Source organism: Lederbergia sp. NSJ-179 (assembly GCF_022867885.1).
Taxonomy (GTDB): domain Bacteria; phylum Bacillota; class Bacilli; order Bacillales; family Bacillaceae_C; genus Lederbergia.
On the sequence record NZ_JALIFP010000005.1, the window covers coordinates 147,542 to 171,784 of the forward strand.

Consider the following 24,243-nt stretch of genomic DNA (forward strand, 5'->3'; position numbering starts at 1 on the left):
TCCTCCGTCCGATAATGATCGGATGCATTTGTTATTTACTATCGAAACTCTCTACCCTGCTTTCTTCTTACTCATAATATCAAACGCAACAGCTATTAATAGAACGAGACCTTTGATCGCTTGTTGCCAGTCAATTCCCAAACCGAGAATCGACATCCCATTGTTCATGACTCCCATAACTAAACCACCGACAATGGCGCCAATCACCGTTCCAACACCACCGTAAGCAGAAGCTCCACCGATAAAAACAGCAGCGATGGCATCAAGTTCAAATAAATTACCGGCTTTTGGTGTGGCCGCATTTAAGCGAGCGGCAAAGATTAGACCAGATAAAGCAGCAAGCACTCCCATATTGATAAACACGCCGAACGTAATTTGTTTTGTTTTGACACCAGAAAGTTCCGCTGCTTTTAAGTTACCACCGACCGCATAAATGTGGCGTCCGATGATCGTTTTCTTCATAATAAATGTGTATAACGCTATTAACACGAACAGGATGACTAATATATTAGGGATCCCCCGGTACGTCGATAAAATATACGTAAAACCATTCACAATTAAAAAGATAGCAATCATTTTGCTGTAAAATATTTTTGGTGATAAGACATCAAATTGATATTTTATTTGAGATTGATGATTCCTCCATTCCATCCCTATAAGGACAAGTGATAGGGCAAAACCAACAATCATCGACAACGTGTGGAACCCACCATCATTAAAAGGATTTGGCAAGAACCCTGTACTGATCTTCTGGAAGGACATCGGAAACGGTGCAATTGATTGACCCTTCAGTACCACTAAAGTCAAACCGCGGAATAACAACATTCCTGCTAAGGTGACGATAAATGCTGGAATGCCGACATACGCAACCCAAAATCCTTGCCAAGCCCCGATAGCCGCACCTAGTATTAAACAAATCAGGATCACGAGGAAAGGATTCATGTTCATATTCACCATTAAGATGGCCGAAATGGCGCCGACGAAAGCGGCAACCGATCCGACTGACAAGTCAATATGGCCCGTAATGATGACAAGCACCATCCCGATCGCTAACACTAAAATATAACTATTTTGCAAGATTAAGTTTGTAATATTTAAAGGTTTTAACAGTGTTCCTCCCGTCAAAAATTGAAATAAGACTACAATTAAAATGAGAGCAATAATCATACTATATTGCCGCACATTAAGTTTTGAAGATGCCTTCATAGTGCATTCCCCTTACTCTTTGTCATACATTTCATCAATAACTCTTGTGTCGCGTCCTCCACCGACACTTCACCTGTAAACTCACCTTCACTCATCACATAAATTCGATCACACATTCCGAGAATTTCTGGTAATTCTGATGAAATGAGCAAAATTCCTTTCCCTTCATTGGAGAGCTGGTTAATGATAGAGTAAATTTCATATTTCGCCCCCACATCAATCCCTCTAGTAGGTTCATCTAAAATAAGCAAATCAGGATCTGAAAAAATCCATTTACTTAATACAACCTTTTGTTGGTTCCCACCACTAAGATTGCCCGTTACTTGATGAACAGAAGGGGTTTTAATGTTCATCTTTTTCCGATACATTTCCGCCTGCTCATATTCATCAAACTCATTTACAATTTTCCTTTTCGCTATTTTATCGAGCTTAGATAGAGTAATATTTTCTTTTATATCGTTCATCAAAATAAGGCCATACTTTTTTCGATCTTCACTTACGTAAGCAATTCCAGCTTCAATCGCTTTGTGAACGGTTGATACATCAACAGGCTTCCCGTCCTTGATGACCTCACCAGACTTCTTCTTCCCATATGACTGACCAAAAATACTCATCGCAAGTTCGGTTCGTCCTGCACCCATTAAACCAGCAATTCCAACAATTTCACCACGTTTGATATGAAAGTTCACATCTTTGACGATTTGACGATCTTGCTGAATAGGATGATAGACGTTCCAATCTTTCACTTCAAAAAAGTCAGCACCGATAGCTGGTGTACGATCGGGATAGCGGTTTGATAAACTTCTCCCAACCATTCCACGAATAATTCGATCTTCTGTAATCTCTTTAGCATCGATCGTTTCAATCGTTTTCCCGTCCCGAATAATCGTCACCTTATCAGCCACTTGTTTCACTTCATTTAATTTATGTGAAATTAAAATCGCCGTAATCCCTTTTTTCCGTAACGCCAGCAAAAGCTTTAGTAGATTTTCACTGTCATTTTCGTTCAAAGCAGCAGTAGGCTCATCTAAAATTAATAATTGAACATCCTTTGATAAAGCCTTGGCTATCTCTACCAGTTGCTGTTTTCCGACCCCAATATTTTTAATTAACGTGTCTGGAGACTCATCCAAACCTAAGACCTCTAACAGCTCTTTCGTTTTCCGCTTTGTTTCATTCCAATTAATGACACCTTGAGTCGCCTGTTCATTTCCAAGGAAAATATTTTCTGCTATCGAAAGTTCTGGAATGAGCGCCAATTCCTGGTGAATAATAACAATTCCCAATTCTTCACTTTGGCGAATATCTTTAAACTCACATTCTTTATTTTTGTAAAGGATTCTTCCTTCATAGGATCCATGTGGATAAACGCCGCTTAATACTTTCACTAATGTTGATTTTCCAGCACCATTCTCACCACATAATGCATGGATTTCATGTTCAAGCACTTGCAGGTTGACATCATCAAGGGCCTTTACACCCGGGAATTCTTTCGTTATATTTTTCATTTCTAATAAAATTGATTTCATGTTTGTCACACCTTTTTGAGCCTATTTTTAGGGGTAAGAAAATGAAATAAAGGATTATGAAAGGAGTGAATCCTAGCATGAAAGCCACCATTCAAAACAGAGCTTGTACTGAATGGCGCTTCCATTGTTTATTTAAATCTCATCTTCTTTGTAATAGCCGCTATCAATTAGGATCTCTTTATAGTTGTCAATATCAACAAGCACTGGATCGAGCAAGTAAGAAGGAACAATCTTCTTTCCGTTATCATACGTTTCCGTATCATTTACTTCTGCTTCTTCTCCTTCAAGGACAGCGCTTACCATTTCGACAGCTTTCTCTGCAAGTTTACGGGTATCCTTAAAGATGGTAGCTGTTTGTTCACCAGCGACAATCGATTTCACCGATGCAAGCTCCGCATCTTGTCCCGTAATGACTGGTAGTTCTTTATAACCGATATTCTTTAAAGCTGCAATAACCCCAATACTGATTCCATCGTATGGTGATAAAATTGCATCCACTTCCTCATCGGTGTAATGAGTACTTAATAAATTTTCCATTCTTGCTTGAGCTTGAGCTCCATCCCATCTTAATGTTGAAACTTTGTCCATTCCTGTTTGGCCACTCTTGACAACAAGTTTTCCTTCATCGATGTATGGTTGGAGGATCGACATCGCTCCATCATAAAAAAAATACGCGTTGTTATCATCTGGAGATCCACCAAATAGCTCTATGTTAAATGGTCCCGCTTGATTTTTTAAATCGAGTGCTTCTTCAATATATTGCCCTTGTAATACTCCAACCTGGAAATTATCGAAGGTTGCATAATAGGAAACATGCTCACTTCCTTTAATAAGACGATCATACGCAATCACTTCGATCCCTTCTGCATTTGCCTGTTCAAGAACATTTGTAAGTGCTTCACCATCAATAGAAGCGATCACTAAGACATCCACACCTTGGCTAATCATGTTTTCAATCTGTGACACTTGGTTTTCTACTACATCTTCTGCATACTGAAGAACCGTTTTATACCCAAGCTCTTCAAATTCTTTCACCATGTTTTCACCATCGTGCACCCAACGTTCTGATGATTTTGTTGGCATCGCAATTCCGACAAATCCTTTTTTGCTCCCCCCGGCTTTACCGCCACATGCTGCTAACGAAATAACGAGTAACAATGATACGATGGCAATTATATACTTTTTCATTGCCTTTCCTCCCCTTCTTTTTACTAAATCCGCTTTAAGTATAATTGGTAAGTAGGCGCCGTAACGGGAGGAATTGCTTCATCTTTCCATGAAAGCCTATACATTTTTGTTGTTTCTTGTGTCCGACTCATCGATTCCTCTTCCAATAGCATTCTTTTACCTTGAAGAGCATTTTTTTATCATCAAAAAAATGCTCCGCCATTTAGCTGAGCATTGTTCGTTTTGGAAGTGTCTTCCTTCAGGTTGGTTATTTTTTCACCGATTATGAGCCCTTTGATTATAATCTGATTGAAGCTTCCCTTTATATTCACTTGGCGAAAGTCCCGTTACTTTTTTGAAGACGCGGCTAAAATAATTCGGGTCTTTATAGCCGACATCAAAGCAAATTTCTTTTACGTTCACATCAGGATTTACCAATAACTCCTTTGCTTTGTTTACGCGCACCTCTGTAACATATTCAATAAATGAACGATTCGTTCGTGTTTTAAACAATTTACTAAAATATGGAGGGCTTAGCTGAACAAATTCACTTACATCTTCCAATGTTAGCTGTTCCTTATAATGCAAATCAATATATTTCTTTGCCACATCTATTCGATCCTGTTGACTAGAAAAATGCAGATGAAAAATCCTATTCGTTAATCGCAACAAAGCTTGTTTCACCATTCTCTGAAGCTCCGTCAATGTACTAGCCTTTAGCTGAACGGCAGGAAACTTTAGAGCAGGAATGGAGCGTTGTAGCTCTCTATTTAACACAATTAAAAATTCATGCAATTTTTTCTCCACCTCTTTTAAGCGTTGATGACCATGGTGGGATAACATGAAAAAATACCTTTTAAAATAGTCATCAAATTCATCCTTTAGCCCAGAAACAATAATTTCTACTAATCTTGATTCCAACTCATAAGAATAAGAGCTTGCCGGCGCTTGATGGTAAATCAGCTGCCTATAAAAAGAAATATCTTTGCCTGTGGGTGAATAAGCCTGTAAAGCAAATAATGCCTCTTGATAGGAATTTGCAAATAAATCAAGCTCTTCGTAAACGGTTCCAATTCCCATGCGAACAACAAGTTCCGGATACCGTTCGGAACATTTTTGAATCAACTCAGTTCCGTACTCCTTTATCTCTTTATTAAAATCACGTTTTCGATTTTCCCGATTCAATTGAATAAGCAACGGAAAAATATGTTTTTGGCGTGACCCCTGGAACACTTTCGCGTACTGCTGATCAAAAAAGGAATATATGAAGGAAAAAGCTGAATGGAGAAGCGAACTTCCTATTGAACTTTTATCTTTTTCCCTGCATTCGACAACTACGACAAGACTTGGGCGCTGAAGTTGATCAATATAATGTTGCGTAAATGGGGGATCGGCGCTATTCCATTCCTCACCGGCTAAAATTAAATTAATGACCTTTTCTTCAATCACCGTTAGTGCTCGTTGATATTGATCTCTTAACGCAATTTCCTCCTGTCTCTTTATCCGATCCCGTTGAATCTCTTCCATAAGGTGGTGGACTGTATTCATTATTTCCTGATCTGTACTCGGTTTTAATAAATAATCTTTAATCCCAATTTTCATGGCCCGCCTAGCGTATTCAAACGTGTCGTATGCTGATAACATAATAAAACGAACACTAGCTTGTTGTTTTAAAATTTCAGTAGCCGCCTCAATCCCATTAATTCCGGGCATTTTTATATCCATAAAAATAATCTCCGGACGAAAATCCTCCGCTTTCATGATTGCAACCCGACCATTTTCCGCTTCTTCGATTTCATATTGACCACGCCCATGATCCTGTAAACATTTCCGAATCGCTTTTCTTTCAAGTGCTTCATCATCAACGATTAATATTTTTGCTCCCATTTGTCTTCATCCCCCAATTTCAACATAATCGTTGTCCCTTTTCCTACTTCAGACTCAATTTGTACCACATCCGATCGCTGATAAAATAGTTCCAATCGGCGGATCACATTGCCTAATCCCAATCCCGTTGAATCTCTCTTTTTACTTATGCTTGTCACTTCTTTTCTATCCTTTAATTGTTGAACAATTTTAGGATCCATTCCCATTCCATTATCAGTGATCTGAACGATTGTATATGGCCCTTGTCTCTGTGCATTGACATGGATTTCTCCATCACTTTCCATAGACTCAATCCCATGGATAAAGGCGTTTTCAACTAGTGGTTGAACCGTCAAGATCGGCAAACGGACAGATGCACAATCATCTGGTAAGTCAAGTTCAAAATGCACACGCTCTCCAAATCTTGTTTTCTGAATATAAAAATACTCCTTCACATTATTCATCTCATCTCTCAGGGTCACCGGTTTCTCCAATTTCCCTAAATTATAGCGGAGCATTTTCGATAACGCTGTAATTAAATTTGAGATATGTTGAGAACCATCTAAGTAGGCAGTTCTGGCAATCGTATTTAACGCATTGAAGAGAAAATGCGGATTGATTTGATTTTGAAGACTTTTCAACTCCATCTCTTTCAGTAATTTTTCTTGTTCAGATTTTTCCTTAATTTGTTTTACATAATAGGAAAGATCCCGTCGCATTTGGGTCATCGTTTCCGTTAAAAAGCCGAGTTCGTCCTTTCGATTTAAATGAAGCTCTTCTCCATCTAAATTTCCTTTCGCAATATCTTTGGCTATACCCGTTAAGCGGTTGATTGGATTCGTAATATCGCGACTAAATACATAAGCGATGAATAGCCCAGTTAAAAACGTTCCAATAAACAAAGAAATCCCCATGTAATTCATGTATTGATTACGGATCTTCATGTTTTCATAGAAAGAATGAAATTCCGTTAAATCATTATTTAAAAGATCCAATGTTTCTTCCTGAATAAACTCTAATAGTTTCAACGCTTCTCGTTGTTTCATAGAATAAGACTCCACATCATTTATTAAGAAGGTTGACAAGGAATCATCACTTTCATCAATGAAACTATGAATCATATTTTGGTAGTTTGTGATCGTTATTTTATTGTGACTATTTTTTATTCGTTTATCCATTTCTGACGTAAGGGAAAGTAACTCTTCTCGTACATCCATATAGTCGTCATAACTCTCTGATTGCTTTTTATTTAAATACAAACCCATGTTGGCATAGAGTTCGTTTGTTGCTTTCGAAGCATCATTGAAGATAAAAAACCGATTTAACATTTGATCGTATTCCTCAATCGTTTGTGTATGAGTATAAATCAAAAAGAAGGGGTAACTATTTAAAATTAAAAATAAGAGTATGAAAAATAAGATCGTTTTTGTTTGAATTTTATACATTTCAATGACCGCCTATCTATTGTGAAGTACATCATCCTTTTGCAAGATATGAACATCGGTATAATGATCCGTCTCAATGGTCGTTCCCTTTTTCAATTGGGTCATTAACCGGATGCTCTCATACCCCATATCGTACGGCAGCTGTTGAATCACCGCATGGAGCTTTCCTTCTTTTAACAATTCCATATTTTCTTCTAGATCATCAAATGCATAAACCTTAATCTTTCTTTGTGGTCGATAAATATCAATCGCACTTGCAATTCCTTGTCCATCCATTGCACTTGTTCCAAAGAAAACTTCAATATCAGGATGATCTTGCAACATTTGGTACGTTTTTTCCGTGGCCTGGATATTACTCAAATTGGATGCTTCAATCGCTGCAATCTCGATATGTGTCGCGGATTTCACTGCATCCAAAAAACCCTCTACTCTTTGACTATGCTGATTGGTCTCTAAATCACCAGCTATGATACCTACTTTCGTTTTTGCTTGATTCTCTTCGATCACCTTTAAACCAACTTGAAATCCTGCTTGGTAATTATCTGTACCGATATACGTCTTGCGGCCACTTGCTTTTAAATCTGTATCAATGGTAATAACCGGAATCCCCATTTCTTCCGCTTTTTGAATAACCGGAATAAAATCTTCAGAAAGCCCTTGCGTAATAATGCCATCCACTTTAGATGCAATTGATTTTTCAATCATTTTTATATGTTCCTCAAAATTCGTTTGCCGCGGGCCGCGGTATTCGAGAGAAATATTATTTTGCCGGGCAGCTTCTTGTGCCCCTTTCGACAATTCCACAAGGTAAGGATTATTATATTCCTGAACGATGAGTGAGAAATGATAATCATATTCCTTCTCCTCTTCTTGACCATTGATCGTAACCTCATAAGAGAGCGCCTTCAAATAAAAGTAGATTGTAAAAATTAGCGCAATCATAATCGCTGTGGTCAATATTCCGAAAATCACTCTCGGGGCTCTCATCCTCTCACCACCTTTAGTTTTTCTTTATTTTAACACGTAACAAAAATTTCGGAGAGGGTTGGAATTACAATGGCTAATCTCTCTTATCTTTATCAAGTTAGTACCCTATTTCATGCAGCTAATTATTGTTTTCTACATTGTAAAAACAGCCAAGACCCCCTTTTGGGAAATCGACTAAGTACCTTGAACTACTGTGATTACAACCACTGAAATTTACCACCTCTGCCATCTTATTTACCATCGTATGACAAAAATTTACCACCGATTGCCAAACTGTTTACCAGCTAAAACCTCTTATATAATTAGTGAGCACACCTACGGAGAAGTGACACTTTTATATAGCAGTTTTTTTGGTTGATTCATTATCGAAAGATTTTGGAATTACATCATGAAAAAATCAGTCTAAGGGAAATCGCAGTAAGTACGGCTAACTCTCGGCCAAAGGTAACAGAGATCATTGAGAGAGCTGAAAAGAAGGGCTTAGAATATCCCTTGGAGACGGAAATGACGGATCAATGGATTGAAGAATTTCTTTTTCTCGAAAAGATTCTGGGAGGCAACCCTTGAATTTTGATTATATTTACTTGAAAATTCAATTCTTTTAATTTGATTATTTATGTCGTTATTCAGGGTGATACTTATTCAACATTCGATCCCCGTGTTTGTTCAATAAGAAACAACGCCTCTCACTTGCATCTCATTCTACGAATTTATTAAGAATGAAATGTAAGGCAGGCAGTCGCCATCGTGTGGGTGCCAGAATGGATATCCCTTTCGGCAAACAAATGAACAACAACATCATCACATAACCGCTTGAACTCAATCGGCTCGATTGCAACGTCAATTTCGCGTGAACTTTATCTCTCCGTTTAGACAATAAAATCGCTCCCCTCCGTTAATTTTGAAGGAAAGCGATAGCGTACGTATGTACCGAATTAGGCACACGATCAGTTATCGTCACGTTTAACGTAAGAAAAGCGCAAGCGCCTTGGTCAGCCCCGACAAGCAAATGCTCTGAGACAAGAAAAGTCCGGTTTTGACTTTTATTGTCTCAGGTTATTTGACCTCGAGGGGCTAGGCGCTGGAGCTAGATCCAAACATTAGCCAATTTTTATATTTATTTTCTTACCTTTTAAAAAAGACGACATCCTAACGGATAATTCCGTCAAAATGTCATCATATCAGTCTTTCTTAATACCGGTGGTCGGGGTGTAACTTAGCCCCTCCACCCTTGATATATCAATGCACGGCGCTTGTGCTGTGTTGTATTTGTGTTGTGTTTTAAAAAATGTATAAAATGTGTTGCTTATAGGGGCCTTTTTTAAAAGATCATTAAAACCAAAAACACCAATAATATCATAACCACATAAAGCCTATCTGTCCAGGTGATTTTATCTTGAACCAGATACGTCCCGTAGGACCCTTTCACTTTCACCAACTTTATTTGTCTAACCGATCTTGATTCTGATTCCTCCGTTTCCGGTGCGAACCTCCCCTTCTCGTCTCTGGATCTCCCTCTGACGTCTATGTTGGATTGTCGTTTCTCCTCCTCCGGATCCCCAATCAATGTCATTAATGCTTTCAATTTTTCCTGCTCGTTTATTGTCAACACTGCTGACGTCTCTCCTCTCCTTCTCAAATTTAGGGTTACTTTCCATCCATAATTCCGGTTGATCTAACTGCCATAGTGGGGAGGGGAGAAGGACGTCAGGTCGTTTGTTCTCATTCATTAGTTTTAAAAAAACGGAAGAATGTGCAGCTGTAAAAAGTGCGGCCCTGATTATTTGGTTACGATCTAAATAAGTGGATTGGAATAAATCATCTACATAGCTTTTATAGACGTCTGCATATCGAACTGTCGGTCTATACATCTATTGCCCTCCTAGACTTGTAATGACGTCAAGTGGCGTCTGGTGACGTCTTAATTTATCTATATGGGTCATCATTTGTTTTTATCACAAATATTTGTGAAAGGATTTAATGATTTTTTGTGGAAATTTAATAACAGAGGTGATTCAATGTTAAAAAGCCGAATAGGAAGTTTGTTAAGAACATCCAAATATAGAAGGGAATATATCCAAAGTGTTTTGGGCGTAAGCGCAAATACGCTCTCTAATTGGAGTGTAGGGAAAACATACCCAACTATGGATAAAGCATATAAATTAGCAGATTTATTAGAGGTGGACATCGGGGAACTATATGAAAGGAGCAAAGATAACGATCTCATATAGAACTAATGTTCTTGATTATCTGGCCCCACTTAGCTAAAATAAGATCAAAAAGGTGATCTTATGCTAATACCTTATCATGACGAACCCATAATTGAAAAGGCTATTTATCTCCCGTTACTTATAAAGGTTTTAAATCATGATCTGAAAGCTATTGCGCAAAGCCAACTAAAATTTAAGGAGCCTTACTATAGATATGTGGAAAAATTAATGCATGCTATTCAGAAGGATTCATACAAAACGAAGAAATACATGAGAGATAATAATATAAAGGTATACCGTTTAAGTTATACAAAGTATGAGGTAATATACAAAGGTTATGGGGAGGTACGAAGATTTACAAAACATGTACTCAAAACTCGAAGTAAGGAACTTTTAGAGGATTATATGCTTAACAGAAAAAGCAGACACCCATCAATGTGGTGAATTGCTTTTTTCTTTTTGGGAAATAAATAAAAACTTTTTTATAAAAACCCTTGACTAATATACTTAAGTTTATTATACTTTAGTTAATCAATAAAACATGATCAAACCAAAGGAGGAAATTAAAAATGACAAACGAACCAGGTTTTAAATTTACTAAATTTGAAAGAAAAGGTGAATTAGGACTACACCTTACAAGTAATCAGTTTCACGTCACACACGATACCCCATTGAATGAATACAGATACTATGCGGATGAAGAAGATCGTCAAGAGGATATCTTGGAATTAATCGATTGGGTTGAAAGAGGATATTGGGAAAACCCTACTTTTGAAGTAGTAAATGGACAGGTGGATTTCTAATGCAAGAAGCAAAGCGAGCAATAGAATACTTACTTTTCGAATCAGGTATATCTAATTATAAAATTTCTCAGATGACAGGGATTAGCCCCCCTGTCCTTGGGAAGTATTCCAACGGTAAATCGGACATCGAGAATATGACCTTTGGAAATGCAATCAAATTGTATAATTGCTATCTCCAACTAAAAGAGGAAAAAGAAATTGGCAACAAGGACAGGGATTTGCTTTTCGGGCGTTTATTTGGTGTATGTGACGTGTTTGGGCAATTGGTATTTGAAAAGGGTAAATCTGCTGTCCAGGCGCGTTATATGGAAAAATTCCAGCGCAAACCAATGACCACTTTTGCCAAAATCCATGAAGAGTTAATGAACTACACGCATAAATTTGGTGATAAAGAAGAGCGATTAATAAGGTTATTTGATCAAATTGTGGACAAAATCGGCATTGAATCTTATGATGATCGCCCACTAAGTGATAAATGGTTACTAGGATTTTATAAACAAAGGCATGAGATCGCTAGTGACGTATAAAGATGGCGATACAAAACGTGGTAACGTGAGAGTTTGCTCTGCCCTAGATTGTGGGAAACGGTTCATTCCTAAAATTTCTACAGGAAAATATTGTTCCGACACATGCAGGTGGAGGGTAAATAAAAGAAGAAAATACAAGGAACGGGAAAGGAAAGGTCTCTGTAAGCAGTGTGGCAAGGTTCCAGTTGAATCTGGAAAGCCATACTGTAAGGAGTGTAGCGAGTATTTTAAAAAGAGATACCTCATAAAAAAAGGGGTGAACTAATGTATATCAAATTTAAAAAGACAGACGATAATCGTTATCGAGTTTATCTTGTTAAGATATATTACAACGATGAAGGAAAAAGGCGTACAAAAAGCACTTTATTAAAAATCGTAGAAGACTTTAACGAAATTAAATTATTAGCGAAAAAATACCGGGTGGAAATTTATGAAGAAAAATAAACTGAAGCTGAATGATTTATGGATTGATATCAAGGAGGGCGAATAAAATGATTAGCACGAAAAAACATTTTGAAGAATTTAAAAATGAATTTGAAGAAAAGGCAGTAAAAACATTTAATGGATTAGAAGATGCTGCGAATTATTTTGCCAAAGAGTACAATGTGAGTATTAAAGAGGCTAAAAATAGAATTGAAAATGATACTAACGCAGATTGGATCGTCTGCCCCAATGGAAAGGTTTATGTGATGTATTAGCCCCCACAAAAGTGAGGGCTTTTTTATTATTTAACCCTTAATTTTTGTCCAACATAAATTTTATTGATATTTTTAAGATTGTTCCAAGACTTGATCTGCGCCTGTGTGCTGCCATATTTAACAGCCAAACCAGAAACAGTATCACCACTTTTTACAGTATGATAAGTAGGCTTAGGCGTTGCTGTTTTAGCTGGTGCAGATCCGGATAACTTAATTTTTTGTCCCACTGTGATTAGGTTAGGATTTTTAATCCCGTTTAGATCGGCAAGCTTTTTAACTGTGGTCCCGTATTTAACAGCGATATGGCTTAATGTGTCGCCTGACTTAACGGTGTATGTGGAGAGAGTTTTATTTTCTGTTTTATTAACAACAGGTTTGTCTACCTTCCCGCCATCCGTAAAATAAGAAAGCTTTTTATCACTGATAATCCTGTTTAAATCCAAATGGCCGTTATAACCATTGAGCTTACCTCGATCAGTGTATTGATGTAGATCACACGCATAGGATGGCTTGCTGTTAGCTTTACCGTTGTTTTTACCATAATGCGGGATCCATACCGCATCGGCTTCACTTAAATTTAGATTAAAAGATTTATATAAATGGTGGCCAACATAAATGCCGATCTTCTTGGCACCTAGAGAGCGCAATTTCTTTAAAAATGCGCTTGTCCCTTTCCGCATGTCGTTCATTGATTTTTCCTCCACATCCAAAAACCAAAAAGTAGGATTAAACTCTTTTGTACGGTTATAAAAGTCTGTAGCTTCCTTTTCCATGTCCGTTACAGATACCCCTCTAAGCCAAGCATAGGCCGCTGTCGGAACTCCACGCTTTTGAAACTCTTTATGGTGGGTCTTATAATGTCTGTCGATCAAATTAGAACCGTATTGGGTACGGATAATAACTAGATCAACCTCTTTTGCAAGCTTGTCGTAATTGATGGAACTTGGTGATTGGTGATGTGAAATATCAATAATTGTCGCCATTATTTATCATCCCCTTCTTTAGTAGTAAATTCTTCTCTTACTTCTTCCGGCAATGTCTTTCCGGTCTCAATGTGTTTTAGCTTTTCAGCTATGTTTTGGGGTACCAACACACCTACCTGAGCTAAGTTTTCCGTAATAGACAATCCCTCGTTCGCGATATAAAAAAGGACAGTTGCATAAGCTACCATCCCGTTTAAATCCAATATTTGATCGATCACATTGGCTAATATGACAACTACCAAGACCAATACTTTACGAGCATATCCAAACAATGATTTGCGACTCCATAAGTTTTGATCTTTGATCGCTTTAGCAATCCCTGTGATAATATCCAATCCCATTAGTAAAATTAACAGATGGAGAAATTTTACATCTCCAAATAAATAAAATCTAACAGCTTCTAGGTGGTCCAAATTAAAACCTCCCATACTCTATCCAGCTCCTTATTCATAATTTAATACCCCCGTTTTTTTCTCTTTAATTAGAAAAAGCCTTATTCTTCTTCCTGAACAGGCTTAACGCTTTTAACATTTATACGTGATATGACTAGATCACCGAGAACCACTGTATTTATGTCATTATCGTTTAGCTGCTCATTTAGTGATTCGGCGTTGTATTCTTCTACCTCGACAATGAAGCTTTCACTGCCGTGAGTGCTAACCTCAAGCTTGATCATTAAAAGCTCCCTCCTACTCCATAGTCAACTTTAGTGGCATATTCCCAATCTATTACTTTTGGTTGTGCAACTATCTGCAAAAATGCTTTAGCCATTTGGTAGGCAACCTTAGCACCATGCACCCCACCAGCACCATGTCCAAACGCTGGAATAGCTACAGTGTTTATATCTTCGTGTCTCTCCGTTTCCATTAATGTAGCTCTCATGGCGTTATAGACATTATCGGTACTACTAATATCAGTCGGAACCCTCATGGTTGGTGTATGAGCCAAATAAGGGATGCTATCATCTCCTGTTCCTACGATGAAACTAGTCCCAATAGGTTGCTCACTATAAAAGACGTCAGAAATAACGCTTTGGACCTTTATTTGTATTTCGTCTCCAAAGTAATTAACGATTGCTTGGTCCATACCGCCATCCATAAGACCAAAGGAATTACCTGGGCTAACCAAACAATCTATACCTGGTAAGGTTTCAAACGTTCCATTCCAAACTGATACATTATCATATGGAGAAAATTCCCTTTGGAATCTATCTGAAATGAATTCATCAGTAGCCATCAGAATATATTTTTTCACTAAAAATTCCCTCCCAATTGTGATTGAATAAACACTCTCAAAATAAGGTCAGCTTCGATTCTCGCTAATCCGTTTGGCAATATTTGCACCTCGTGTCTTCCACGATTTATTTTTCCGCTACTATCTTTGGACATGTAATCTACTAGATTAATACGATCACCACTTGTGCTAGTGTGCGGCACAATATTGCCATCAACTTTAATAGTTACCTTACTTGGCATAGTATCTAGTTCAACAATCTTATGTTCCACTTCGTGTGTGTGATCGGGCAGCTCGATCTCGTGCGTATGGTTAGGCAAATCAATTTCATGTGTATGGTCAGGAACAGTGACACTATGGCTATGGTCCGGTATTGTGACGTCATGACTATGCGCTGGTATATTAACACTGTGCGTATGACTGGGCACCTCAAAGTTATGTGTATGCGCTGGAATCGAGACACTATGTGAGTGAGAGCCATCTGCAGACTCTGTATAAACGTCACCTGGAGCACCCGCGATAATTAGCAATCCTGCAGCTGTACCGTTTGGATTTCTAGGCGCATGAAATTGCTCATAATCTCCTGCGCTTGGTGCGCCCCCATTACTTTTGCTGTATCCAAATACCCTATGCCTGTGAGTTCCAGCTGCGTTAGATGTTTGGGAACTCCCCCCACCACTTGCCGTTGATTTAGCTACACCTCCGCCACTTGACGACGTTTGTTGTGATCCCCCTCCACTGGTAGTTGATCGTGTGGTACCACCTCCACTTGTGGTGGTTTGTGTTGTACCTCCTCCACCTTTGGTAGATTTAACAATGCCCCCGCCACCTTTAGTAGACTTAACAAGAGCTCCACCACCTTTTGTGGCTTGAGAGTAAGCACGGAATTTTTTTGTTCTGAATGTTAATTCCACCGTATTGATATTGACCACATCATCATCAATATAAAAAGGGATAATCGCGGGTATTTTACTATCGCAATTATCCTGATATGTGAAGTTTAATATGTTGGTGGCACCTTGACTGTAAAGTTCGTTAATTTGTTGCCTACGCTCTAGATCAGCTTGAGTAGTTGAAAGATCTTCCTGGACATTACCAATCTCTAATTCAACGTTGCCTGGAGCACCTATGATGTCTGCCTTAGATTCTTTCATAATTCGCAGGTCAGTGACAGGGAGACCGTCTATATCAAGGCGAACTACTTTGCCTACCTTAAACTTATCAATCGATAAATCCGTTATTTTAGATACCTCTGCAGCTGATACTTTCCATGTGACAATAGGTTCTTTCCATTTTTTTAGCAAGGCTTTGGCGCTGGCTAAAAGTGAATTAACGTCCGTGAAACGTTGGTCTACCCAAATGTATTCTTTAATTTCTTCGCCCGGCTTACGGTCTTCAATGTAAGGAATGCCGTTATTGACAGATTCAATCGTCAACTGATTGACCCCTTCCCCGGCTCCAAGAGGATAGATGCGGTTATAAACGGACATGGGATTTTCCTCAATCTCTAATCCTATAAGATTGTAACCCTCTTTGATACGGCAAATAGGCTCGTTATCTGGTTTAACTAAATCGAGTGTCCAAGGATAAGACTTAGTGTCATGGTCCCAAATATATGGCTCGTCAAATGGTTTCGGGACACTAAAAATTGATGAACATAGATTTTCATTTTCCCAAGAGTAATGGAAATATCGGGTAAACTCTACCTTCCCTTTTCTCCAGTGCTTGTGCTTTTGTTTGGATAATAAATACTCAATATTGCTTTCCGTAGTAAAATTGGACCTCTGATGGTACTTAAAAAGCGAGCTGTCTAGCAGGGTGGCCAGAACATGCTCGCATTGAAATCTTACCTCTTGGGTAGACTCGTTTTTGATGGTTAATTTCGGAATAATCCTGAACAGACCAATGTATTCATCGTCATCAGTAATCTCCACATATTTCAATAATTCTACCTTATCGACCTTTGGGTCATTCAAAGGCAAAGAAAAAGAAGCAGACCAAATGGCATTGGTTTGCTTCTCATAGCCTATTGCATATGCGTTTTCTAATATCGCCGTGGTTTGGCGGTTTAGGTTTAGTGTGCGGATCAAAATATCTCCTCCATCAGAAAAAGCACCGCAGTGGGTGCTTATAGTCTCTCTATTTCATATATTTTAGAAGTTTCATTAGGTATTGTGTATACTCTGTCGTGATCTCGACTCGTATGAATATATTTATCTTTTCTACCAACTACCCTGTATTTAATTTCATTACTATTAGTTATTCTTCCTGAGTCTGAAAGGATTGTTGCATTTTTATTTTCGTACAGAAAAATAAGAACCTGCCTTGATGTATAATCCTCTCCAACTTCCAATTCATTTAAGATTTCATCTTCGTAGTAAGTCATATTTATCCCCCCTTTTGTATCTACTCAATTCGACACGAAAAGAGGAAAACCTTCTTTTTCACTATTAACATTTTACTATTTAGGGTTCCGTTGTTCTCTTTCTAATTCTTTTTGCTTATCTTTTATGGTACAATTTAACGGACTTTAAAAGAAAGGACGTTAAATCATTAGATGGAAACTTATCTCCTTGTAGCCATAGTATTAATTATATTAGGTTTGAGTTTTGAAGCTGTGAATTCGATAACTAAACAAAGAATCCAAAAAAAGCTACCTACATATTTTTATATAGTACCTAGTTTCTTGCTATTATTTATTATTTCTGCATTCAGGGGCAACTTCACTACAGACTATAACAATTATACATTTTTATTTAGAAAAATTAATAGTTTTGGGTTTTTTGATGCATTTATATATGGTCCCGAAAGAGAATTTGGCTACGTATTACTTAATAGAACAATAGGATTGTTTACAAGTAACGAAATTTTCTTATTTGCTATCACAACATTTATTATATTATTTGGGTTTTATCACCAGTTTAAAAAATACTCTGTGAATATTTGGCTTAGCGTTTTAATGCTTGTCACTGCTGGTTCTTACTATGCCTCGTTTAATATAACAAGACAAATATTAGCAGCATCAATAATATTCATCGGCTCAAAATTTTTATACGAACGGAAGTTTTTCAAATATCTACTAGTTGTACTTTTAGCGTTTTTATTTCATAAGACAGCACTCATCATGATTCCTTTTTATTTCATTTTAAATTTCAGAATTAATATAAGGAACTTATTATTATTTTTTATAAGCTCTACTATTTTAGTTTTTTATTTTGATGGTGTCATAGACTTTGTGCAAAACTTTGCATATGACAACTACACAGAAAACTCCTATGGAATGACGGGGCAAAACGTTGCGAATGTTGTTCTGCCTATTGCGTTTTTAATTTTTAGTTTGTTTCACGTTAAAAAACTTGATCCGAAAAATAATATGCATAGGATTTGGTTTAATGCGGTTGTATTTTATGCCATTTTTAATATCTTAGCACTCCAAGTCGAAATGGTAGAAAGATTATCCAGATTCTTCGCGTCCTACGCACTGTTATTGATACCGTTCTTATTTTCAAAAATGCAAAATAAAAATTTAAGAGTAATATACATGATGGTGCTGATATTCGTTTTAATCTTATACAACTTTGTGATTTTATCTGATTCCGTATTCGACCCATATTATTTTATTTGGGATAAATAAACCTAGCTAATCATATAGAAGTTTGTTAGATAAATAACTCCTATATGATTAGCTTTTTATAATAAGTTAGCTATATTCCGAGCCTGTGACATTCGAAAATGACGCCATTTAAAACTACTTCTTGGTCTGATAAATTCGCGACCCTAATTAGTATCTGCCCGTTATTCACCACATAATAGTTATATATCACGCCATCTGGAAGTAACTTATTCGCATTTACTTGTAATATTTCCGACCCACTTATACTGCTTGCTTCTATATATAAATTTTTTGTAGAAAATGGTGGTATATTTGTATTTACTGTGCGAGTAAGTTTACCAATATAATTTGGTTGCAATTTAAAAGGCGCCCATGATGACGATGTACTGTCCCATACACTCTTATACACTCTATCGGAATTATAAACGTAGTATTCTCTGGACGGATATCGGTCTTGAGCCCTCAATGAATTGACCATTACAGTGCCAGGCTCATTTTCCGGCCATCCCTCAGCTTCGGCTTTTTCCCTTCTTATCGACGCCCAAGAGATCATATCCCTTAATTTGGTAGTCAAAGGCGATTCATCAAATGATATGCCGTTGTCACCAAAGTATTGGGCAATGTTTATCTGTTTAAAGTCGCCCCACTTATTGTTATTGGCGTCCCAGCTCCTTCGAAAATCTCTGTGCTCACGTGAAGTTGTATAGTCCTGATATCCATAGGCTAGTTCGGCATAGTTATGTGTTTGGGCTACACCTGCTCGCCCTTTTGGCATTTTCGCTGTTTCAGGGTTCACGGAGCTATATTCAGTAAAGGAAATAGTGTTTCTTTGAAATTCATTTAGAAGGGTATCGAAATTCACTTTGTTTGGGTTCATATACCTAACTTTGCCGATTTTATCCCCAAATACTGAACCATCTGCACCAATTCGATTATCGCCAAACTGCGCTATGTTACCATAACGTTCAATCCCCTCTTTGGTGCTAATAGAATTAAAGCCTAATGATAAAGTGTAATTTATTATTTGACGCACATAAGCATCGCTATACCAATCTCCTTGATCTACGTGTGAAACGAAAATTACCCACGCAACCCCTCGCGCTTTAGCTGCATCCAACTGTTCTTTTACGAAATCAAATCCGTATTCGACAGAAACGCGTCTGATATAATAGTTGTCAAGCTCTCCCGGGTACTGCGGACGACCGGTTAGACCTGTACCAGTCCCGATTACATAGTCATAATAACGTCTGACCACTTTTTGTATCTTGTCGTTGTTTCCTGCAAAAGGTAACACTAACCCCCTGTGATTATACCCTAAAGATTTTATGATCTGCTGGCTAGTTCTAAAATCATAGTCAAGCTCTTCCTCCGTCATATCTGTTGGTCGATGATTATTATCATGCCAATGGGTGTGTGACATAAACTCAAATAAACCTGTTTCGTGCAGTTCTTTTATATGGGTCAGGTCCATATACCTATCATCCCCGATTCGGGATGTTATGAGTGCACTTGTAAAAATCACTCCATACTCTTCTGCTATTTCTTTTAATTTTGTATAAACACCAATTTGCCCGTCATCATCTACCCAAGAATAACTTAAGCCAACAGGCTCCTTACGATTTACCATAGATTCATAAAAACGTTGTTTATCAGTATCTACCAACTGCGACGTAGTCTTATAATATTCTTTAACCAATCTCTCCTGTGGATCATTATATACAGTTCCGTCAGAACCAACAGATAACTGACCACCTAAAGGACTAGAATCACCATTTAAAATGGCTTGAGCAAGCTCTTTTCTTGTTCTATCCGATAGCTCCATTGATGCTATGGATTTTAATAAAGCTTCTGCCGAATCGCTCTTAGCCTTATTTGCGTTATTATTTGATACCGTTAAAACCTCATTGATCTTTTTTCGGCCAGTATTTAAACTGTCTTGTTCGCTAATATATTCAGCCATATCACAACCTCCCTAGCTGTACTTATCGCGGAATTTAATCCGCATGTTTATGTTGATATTGCTACCTGTTATCTTCACTTGATTATTACCGGGCATTAAGTAGAAATCTCTTATTTCAATCATAGTATCTTTCCCATTCCTAAAAACTACATATTTTTCAAAGTCTGCTTCCCAAGTTTCGTTATTGAAATTTGGTAGAGTGAAAGAATGGCTATTTGCACTTATTGTAAGATTGCTTGCAGTTCCACTAATTTCAAAGATTGGCTGTATTGCTAGACCGTCTACCGGAATATTTAATGTTTGTAGGGTAGTAATCTTCACACTTCCATTTAATCCTTCACGCCCCAGCAGGTAATGGTATTCGAATGTGATTATTTCGCTACCCCATGTAACTTCATCAGCAAAAGTGTTCGAATACTTATATGGGTCATCCGCAACAAAAGGTAAATTTAAAGTACCATCTTCAGAAGGCCTTTCTGGAATCATTTGCTGAGCAACTTTAACCATATAAAACTTATCAGGCTCATATTCCCTCACCATTTTTATTTCTCTTGGCCGTCCATATTGATCAAACAAAAATGCAACAAGCTCGTTATAAGCCTGTTGCATGTTATCGTGAAATCTATCCATTATTTTTACAGGAAAAGAAAATGGCCTTTCCCTGATCTCGGTGCCAAAATCCCAAAGGCCAGGACGACCAGGAATGGGAAGTGTTTTTCTTTCCATGTTGGGAGTGATCGGGTCCTCATGCCCAGGTTCCACCTCGAAACCAAACTCAGATATATTTTTACCATCTAGATTTATCACGGCATGACCACCCCATTTCTACGTGCATCCATTTTGATATAGTCATTTAACTGTTTGGCCAACTTAGGTATATCTTGATCATCCCTTACGTTGAATACAGCACCATCAAACATGCCTTGCATGTCTACAGTATGGTAATTGTATTCTGTAGATGAGGTATTATAGTTATTTCCATAGGTTCCAAAATTAGATGGTTGCCTTACCAGTGTACCTATTTCCATGTCTGGTAACTCAATGCCATCTCTCATAGTATTTGTGATCGAGCGGGCCACATTTACCGCCTTGTTTACAACGTAATCCTCTTGGTCTTCAACGCCAAGCCCAAGGCCCTTCATGACAAACTGCCCGTCCTTGAACATTATACGAGATGGCGAGTGCATATCCATTGCTTTCCGGAATCCACCAATAAAACTAGATGCTACGTCTTTGGCGAGACTTGCAACCTTACTAATACTACCTGTTACACCTTTGATTAGACCGCTTATAATGTCTCCACCAAGTTCTACTAATTTCCCTGGAATCTTTTTGATTTCATCGACAATCGAATCATAAGCATTCTTGCCCGCTTCTTTCGCTTTATCCTTCATATCTGATGCGAATTTAATAACTTTGGAAATAGTTTCTATCAAAAACTTTGCAATTTTACCGGGCAATCCCTTGATGAAATTAATTACATTGTTAATAAAGTTACTCCCAGCTTCAGTAGCTTTAGATTTCATATTCGAAGCCCAACCACTAACATTTGAAATAATGTTAGTTAAAAACGAAGCTATTTTACCTGGTAATTGCTGAATAAACTTAATTACATTGATTAAAAACTCTGTTCCAGTTTGAATTGCTCTTTCCTTCATATTTGTTGCCCAGGTAGTTATATTAGAGATGGTTTCTATTAAAAACACCAACACTTTACCCGGTAATTCTTGGAAAAACTGAATTGTATTTGTTATCCCCTCAGATATTTTCGTTACCATCCATCCGATTCCAAAACCGATTGCAGATGGAATATCTTCAACAAATAGCTTAGTCAAAAACTCCATTACTCTTCCAGGTAGTTCCTGCATATATGCAACTAAATCATTAAAAGCTTGCGGTATCGTTTCTGTGAAAAATGCCTTTATTGGTTCCCAGTATTTAAAAATGAGAGCAGCTGCTAAAGTGATTGGTCCAAGAATAGCACCTAGTATGACAAGGCCCCATTCCTTCATAAAATCTATGAAAGAATTAAAAATTTCTTTACTCCACTCTACGAAGTTTGACCAAACAACTTTAATATCATCCCAAAGATTCATGAAGAATGCTTTTATCGGTTCCCACTTTTTCCAAACAAGCACACCAATTGCAATCAGTGCAGCTATGGCTGCTATGACTCCCCAAACTGGAGCTGAAATACCACCAATAAATACTCCAACTACTTTTATAATCGGAATTAGTTTTCCGAACCACCCAATCAAAGTTCCGACAGTGGAGATTACACTTCCAACAACAGTTATAGTTTTTCCTAGCACTAAAAGCAACGGTCCTGCAGCCACTGCCACTAAACCTAACTTAACGACCATTTGCTGGAATACAGGATCCAAGTTTAAAAACCAATCGGCTAGTACGCTTAAATTATCAATCAAGCCTATTAACATAGTTCCTAATGTATCCGCGACAGGTCCCAAGATTTCAGGCAATTTGTTAATGATTTCTGTTAATTTCCCAACAGATTCCGTCATCTTGCTAAACATGTCATCCGATACAATGGCATCCCCAGCACGTCTCCAAGCACCCTTCATACTATCAAGAGCACCTTTCCACGTACCAGAAAGAGCATCGAGAGATCCACCAAGTTTGGCCGTTTCTCCAGCTACGCCTTCAGTTCCATTCATGATTCCATCAACTAATCCTGCAATGGCCGTTTCACTGTCAATTGCACCTGCAGATATCTTTTTGCGCATTTCGTCCATAGACACGCCAGCTTGGTTTGCCAAAATAGCAAGAGCGTTAACCCCTTGGTCGGAAAATCTATTAAGCTCTTCACCTGTAATTTTTCCGCCCGATTGAATTTTCGCAAAGACATCTGCCAGAGTACCAATTTCTTGCGCCCCGCCACCCATGGCAGCAACAGCATTAGCAATTGCTTCCATAACCGGTTCAGTCTTTTCGGCTTCCATTCCAAAAGAGACTAATTTACGGTTAGCACTGACGAGATCCGGGAAAGCAAATGGCGTAGTTTTAGCAAAAGCCATGATGCGGTCCATGTGTTCTTCCGCTGCTTCAGCACTACCTAACAGGACCGTGAAGGCTTGTTTTGCTTCTTCCTTGAACGCTTTGTATTCGACCCCAGTTTTAACAAGGGCGCCTGCTAAACCAACAACAGGGGCAGTAACTTTTAAAGACAAGTCCTTCCCGATGTCGGACATATCACTGCCAACATCCTTAAGGCGTTTCCCAAGGTCTTGAAGTGATTTAGATGTTTTCGCAAGTTTGCTGACTTGTTGGTCTAATTCCTTACTAGTTGATGCAATTTCATTGGCCAGTCGTTGTTCAGCAGCTTGGGCTTCGAGTAGTTGAATTTCATATCGCTCAGCTTCGACTGAATTCTCGCCATATTGTTGCTTGGCAAGTTCTAACTGTTCCTCGTAATTTTCAACCTTATCCTTGGCCACATCATGAATATCATTAAGATGGGCCATTTTGAGTGCTAATTTCTCACTCTCGTCGGCACTGTCACCAAGCTTTTCTTTTTGCAATTCATATTCTGCATTGAGTAACTGTGTTTGCGAGTCAAGACGTTCTGCTTGAGATTCAAGTAGATTCATTGCCTGTTCAGCTTTTCGTGACTCTTCTGCTTGATCGCTTAGCCCTTCGTTGACTTGTTCCAAAGCTTTTTCTAAAGCAAGTTCAGCACGTTCTGATTTCATCAATTGATTGTGCTTAGCCGCCAATTGTCCTGTTGTTGTCTTGGAACTTTTGGCCATAGCGTCATATTCTGTTCTTAATTGTTCAGTACGCTTTTTACCTGCTTCCAACTGTATTTCTAATTTCTTTTTCTCTGCTGCAAGCTTTTGTGTAGCAGAAGCATCTTGCCCCATGGCCGCTATATGCGTTTTATATTCAGATGCGGCAGCGTTCATTATTGCATTAATATCACGAATGGTTTTAGCATATTCAACCTGGCCGTCCATCTTAAAATTAAGGACGACATTTTTTTCCTTATCTGCCATATC

24 protein-coding genes are annotated in these 24,243 nt (G+C 38.1%); 8 read left to right on the forward strand and 16 right to left on the reverse strand.

The genetic code is table 11. The features are described from left to right. Positions 1-51: 51 nt before the first annotated feature. The 6 genes from mmsB to MUB24_RS06040 all read right to left on the reverse strand — a co-directional run bounded on the left by mmsB (position 52) and on the right by MUB24_RS06040 (position 8,200). Positions 52-1,206, reverse strand: coding sequence for a multiple monosaccharide ABC transporter permease (gene mmsB, locus MUB24_RS06015; RefSeq protein ID WP_244702329.1), 1,155 nt, complete (start codon positions 1,204-1,206; stop codon positions 52-54). After that, positions 1,203-2,735 carry a multiple monosaccharide ABC transporter ATP-binding protein gene (gene mmsA, locus MUB24_RS06020; protein WP_244702331.1) on the reverse strand — a complete coding sequence of 511 codons (1,533 nt, stop codon included), beginning with the start codon at positions 2,733-2,735 and terminating at the stop codon, positions 1,203-1,205. The genes mmsB and mmsA overlap by 4 nt, the downstream gene beginning before the upstream one ends. Before the next feature lie 132 nt (positions 2,736-2,867). After that, positions 2,868-3,923, reverse strand: coding sequence for a multiple monosaccharide ABC transporter substrate-binding protein (chvE, locus tag MUB24_RS06025; protein ID WP_244702332.1), 1,056 nt, complete (start codon positions 3,921-3,923; stop codon positions 2,868-2,870). 255 nt (positions 3,924-4,178) lie between these two features. After that, positions 4,179-5,789 (reverse strand): response regulator, encoded by a 1,611-nt coding sequence (locus MUB24_RS06030; RefSeq protein ID WP_244702333.1) that lies wholly within the window; start codon positions 5,787-5,789, stop codon positions 4,179-4,181. After that, positions 5,771-7,213, reverse strand: coding sequence for a sensor histidine kinase (locus MUB24_RS06035; RefSeq protein WP_244702334.1), 1,443 nt, complete (start codon positions 7,211-7,213; stop codon positions 5,771-5,773). The genes MUB24_RS06030 and MUB24_RS06035 overlap by 19 nt, the downstream gene beginning before the upstream one ends. A gap of 12 nt (positions 7,214-7,225) precedes the next feature. Beyond that, entirely contained in the window at positions 7,226-8,200 is a 975-nt protein-coding gene (locus MUB24_RS06040; protein WP_244702335.1) for a substrate-binding domain-containing protein, read from the reverse strand. Between the two features lie 354 nt (positions 8,201-8,554). Here MUB24_RS06040 and MUB24_RS06045 point away from each other — a divergent pair, with 354 nt between their 5' ends. Next, positions 8,555-8,767: an integrase gene (locus tag MUB24_RS06045; RefSeq protein WP_244702336.1), complete on the forward strand. Its 213-nt coding sequence runs from the start codon at positions 8,555-8,557 to the stop codon at positions 8,765-8,767. A gap of 881 nt (positions 8,768-9,648) precedes the next feature. Here MUB24_RS06045 and MUB24_RS06050 read toward each other — a convergent pair. After that, complete coding sequence (locus MUB24_RS06050; RefSeq protein ID WP_244702337.1) at positions 9,649-10,071, reverse strand: hypothetical protein; 423 nt, start codon at positions 10,069-10,071, stop codon at positions 9,649-9,651. 147 nt (positions 10,072-10,218) lie between these two features. Here MUB24_RS06050 and MUB24_RS06055 point away from each other — a divergent pair, with 147 nt between their 5' ends. The 6 genes from MUB24_RS06055 (at position 10,219) to MUB24_RS06075 (ending at position 12,438) form a co-directional block, all read left to right on the forward strand. Then, positions 10,219-10,431, forward strand: coding sequence for a helix-turn-helix transcriptional regulator (locus MUB24_RS06055; protein WP_244702338.1), 213 nt, complete (start codon positions 10,219-10,221; stop codon positions 10,429-10,431). A 60-nt stretch (positions 10,432-10,491) separates the two neighbouring features. Beyond that, the gene (locus MUB24_RS23815; RefSeq protein ID WP_483869165.1) at positions 10,492-10,854 is read left to right on the forward strand and encodes a YhjD family protein; all 363 of its coding nucleotides are present in this window, start codon (positions 10,492-10,494) and stop codon (positions 10,852-10,854) included. Between the two features lie 125 nt (positions 10,855-10,979). Next, a complete protein-coding gene (locus MUB24_RS06060) occupies positions 10,980-11,213 on the forward strand; it encodes a hypothetical protein (RefSeq protein ID WP_244702339.1) in 234 nt (77 codons plus the stop codon). After that, positions 11,213-11,740 (forward strand): type I-C CRISPR-associated protein Cas8c/Csd1, encoded by a 528-nt coding sequence (locus tag MUB24_RS06065; RefSeq protein WP_244702340.1) that lies wholly within the window; start codon positions 11,213-11,215, stop codon positions 11,738-11,740. Before MUB24_RS06060 ends, MUB24_RS06065 begins: the two co-directional genes overlap by 1 nt. Positions 11,741-12,004: 264 nt before the next feature. Continuing rightward, a complete protein-coding gene (locus MUB24_RS06070; protein ID WP_244702341.1) occupies positions 12,005-12,184 on the forward strand; it encodes a hypothetical protein in 180 nt (59 codons plus the stop codon). A 47-nt stretch (positions 12,185-12,231) separates the two neighbouring features. Then, positions 12,232-12,438 (forward strand): hypothetical protein, encoded by a 207-nt coding sequence (locus tag MUB24_RS06075; protein WP_244702342.1) that lies wholly within the window; start codon positions 12,232-12,234, stop codon positions 12,436-12,438. Between the two features lie 26 nt (positions 12,439-12,464). Here MUB24_RS06075 and MUB24_RS06080 read toward each other — a convergent pair whose 3' ends face one another. The 6 genes from MUB24_RS06080 to MUB24_RS06105 form a co-directional block, all read right to left on the reverse strand. Beyond that, positions 12,465-13,421 (reverse strand): glycoside hydrolase family 25 protein, encoded by a 957-nt coding sequence (locus MUB24_RS06080; RefSeq protein ID WP_244702343.1) that lies wholly within the window; start codon positions 13,419-13,421, stop codon positions 12,465-12,467. Next, complete coding sequence (locus tag MUB24_RS06085) at positions 13,421-13,849, reverse strand: phage holin family protein (protein ID WP_244702344.1); 429 nt, start codon at positions 13,847-13,849, stop codon at positions 13,421-13,423. Before MUB24_RS06085 ends, MUB24_RS06080 begins: the two co-directional genes overlap by 1 nt. A gap of 65 nt (positions 13,850-13,914) precedes the next feature. Next, positions 13,915-14,097, reverse strand: coding sequence for a hypothetical protein (locus MUB24_RS06090; RefSeq protein ID WP_244702345.1), 183 nt, complete (start codon positions 14,095-14,097; stop codon positions 13,915-13,917). Beyond that, positions 14,097-14,675 (reverse strand): macro domain-containing protein, encoded by a 579-nt coding sequence (locus MUB24_RS06095; protein WP_244702347.1) that lies wholly within the window; start codon positions 14,673-14,675, stop codon positions 14,097-14,099. The genes MUB24_RS06090 and MUB24_RS06095 overlap by 1 nt, the downstream gene beginning before the upstream one ends. Then, entirely contained in the window at positions 14,675-16,744 is a 2,070-nt protein-coding gene (locus tag MUB24_RS06100; RefSeq protein ID WP_244702349.1) for a phage tail protein, read from the reverse strand. The genes MUB24_RS06095 and MUB24_RS06100 overlap by 1 nt, the downstream gene beginning before the upstream one ends. Before the next feature lie 38 nt (positions 16,745-16,782). After that, a complete protein-coding gene (locus MUB24_RS06105; RefSeq protein WP_244702351.1) occupies positions 16,783-17,040 on the reverse strand; it encodes a hypothetical protein in 258 nt (85 codons plus the stop codon). Positions 17,041-17,211: 171 nt separating this feature from the next. Here MUB24_RS06105 and MUB24_RS06110 point away from each other — a divergent pair, with 171 nt between their 5' ends. After that, positions 17,212-18,288, forward strand: a complete 1,077-nt coding sequence (locus MUB24_RS06110) for an EpsG family protein (protein ID WP_244702352.1) — start codon at positions 17,212-17,214, stop codon at positions 18,286-18,288. Between the two features lie 70 nt (positions 18,289-18,358). Here the strand turns inward: MUB24_RS06110 and MUB24_RS06115 are convergent, their stop codons facing one another. Genes MUB24_RS06115 through MUB24_RS06125 form a run of 3 tightly spaced genes read right to left on the reverse strand, consistent with a single transcriptional unit; the run spans position 18,359 to position 24,240 of the window. Continuing rightward, positions 18,359-20,227, reverse strand: a complete 1,869-nt coding sequence (locus tag MUB24_RS06115; protein WP_244702353.1) for a polysaccharide deacetylase family protein — start codon at positions 20,225-20,227, stop codon at positions 18,359-18,361. A gap of 12 nt (positions 20,228-20,239) precedes the next feature. Further along, on the reverse strand, positions 20,240-21,034 hold the full coding sequence (locus MUB24_RS06120) for a distal tail protein Dit (RefSeq protein ID WP_244702354.1): 795 nt from the start codon (positions 21,032-21,034) through the stop codon (positions 20,240-20,242). After that, the gene (locus MUB24_RS06125; protein WP_244702355.1) at positions 21,031-24,240 is read right to left on the reverse strand and encodes a tape measure protein; all 3,210 of its coding nucleotides are present in this window, start codon (positions 24,238-24,240) and stop codon (positions 21,031-21,033) included. Before MUB24_RS06125 ends, MUB24_RS06120 begins: the two co-directional genes overlap by 4 nt. Between the last annotated feature and the right edge of the window lie 3 nt (positions 24,241-24,243).

Coding starts and splice junctions, on each gene's coding strand:
- mmsB (WP_244702329.1), bottom strand. CDS start 1,206: ATGAAGGCATCTTCAAAACTTAATGTGCGGCAATATAGTATGATTATT.
- mmsA (WP_244702331.1), bottom strand. CDS start 2,735: ATGAAATCAATTTTATTAGAAATGAAAAATATAACGAAAGAATTCCCG.
- chvE (WP_244702332.1), bottom strand. CDS start 3,923: ATGAAAAAGTATATAATTGCCATCGTATCATTGTTACTCGTTATTTCG.
- MUB24_RS06030 (WP_244702333.1), bottom strand. CDS start 5,789: ATGGGAGCAAAAATATTAATCGTTGATGATGAAGCACTTGAAAGAAAA.
- MUB24_RS06035 (WP_244702334.1), bottom strand. CDS start 7,213: ATGTATAAAATTCAAACAAAAACGATCTTATTTTTCATACTCTTATTT.
- MUB24_RS06040 (WP_244702335.1), bottom strand. CDS start 8,200: ATGAGAGCCCCGAGAGTGATTTTCGGAATATTGACCACAGCGATTATG.
- MUB24_RS06050 (WP_244702337.1), bottom strand. CDS start 10,071: ATGTATAGACCGACAGTTCGATATGCAGACGTCTATAAAAGCTATGTA.
- MUB24_RS06055 (WP_244702338.1), top strand. CDS start 10,219: ATGTTAAAAAGCCGAATAGGAAGTTTGTTAAGAACATCCAAATATAGA.
- MUB24_RS23815 (WP_483869165.1), top strand. CDS start 10,492: ATGCTAATACCTTATCATGACGAACCCATAATTGAAAAGGCTATTTAT.
- MUB24_RS06060 (WP_244702339.1), top strand. CDS start 10,980: ATGACAAACGAACCAGGTTTTAAATTTACTAAATTTGAAAGAAAAGGT.
- MUB24_RS06065 (WP_244702340.1), top strand. CDS start 11,213: ATGCAAGAAGCAAAGCGAGCAATAGAATACTTACTTTTCGAATCAGGT.
- MUB24_RS06070 (WP_244702341.1), top strand. CDS start 12,005: ATGTATATCAAATTTAAAAAGACAGACGATAATCGTTATCGAGTTTAT.
- MUB24_RS06075 (WP_244702342.1), top strand. CDS start 12,232: ATGATTAGCACGAAAAAACATTTTGAAGAATTTAAAAATGAATTTGAA.
- MUB24_RS06080 (WP_244702343.1), bottom strand. CDS start 13,421: ATGGCGACAATTATTGATATTTCACATCACCAATCACCAAGTTCCATC.
- MUB24_RS06085 (WP_244702344.1), bottom strand. CDS start 13,849: ATGGGAGGTTTTAATTTGGACCACCTAGAAGCTGTTAGATTTTATTTA.
- MUB24_RS06090 (WP_244702345.1), bottom strand. CDS start 14,097: ATGATCAAGCTTGAGGTTAGCACTCACGGCAGTGAAAGCTTCATTGTC.
- MUB24_RS06105 (WP_244702351.1), bottom strand. CDS start 17,040: ATGACTTACTACGAAGATGAAATCTTAAATGAATTGGAAGTTGGAGAG.
- MUB24_RS06110 (WP_244702352.1), top strand. CDS start 17,212: ATGGAAACTTATCTCCTTGTAGCCATAGTATTAATTATATTAGGTTTG.
- MUB24_RS06115 (WP_244702353.1), bottom strand. CDS start 20,227: ATGGCTGAATATATTAGCGAACAAGACAGTTTAAATACTGGCCGAAAA.
- MUB24_RS06125 (WP_244702355.1), bottom strand. CDS start 24,240: ATGGCAGATAAGGAAAAAAATGTCGTCCTTAATTTTAAGATGGACGGC.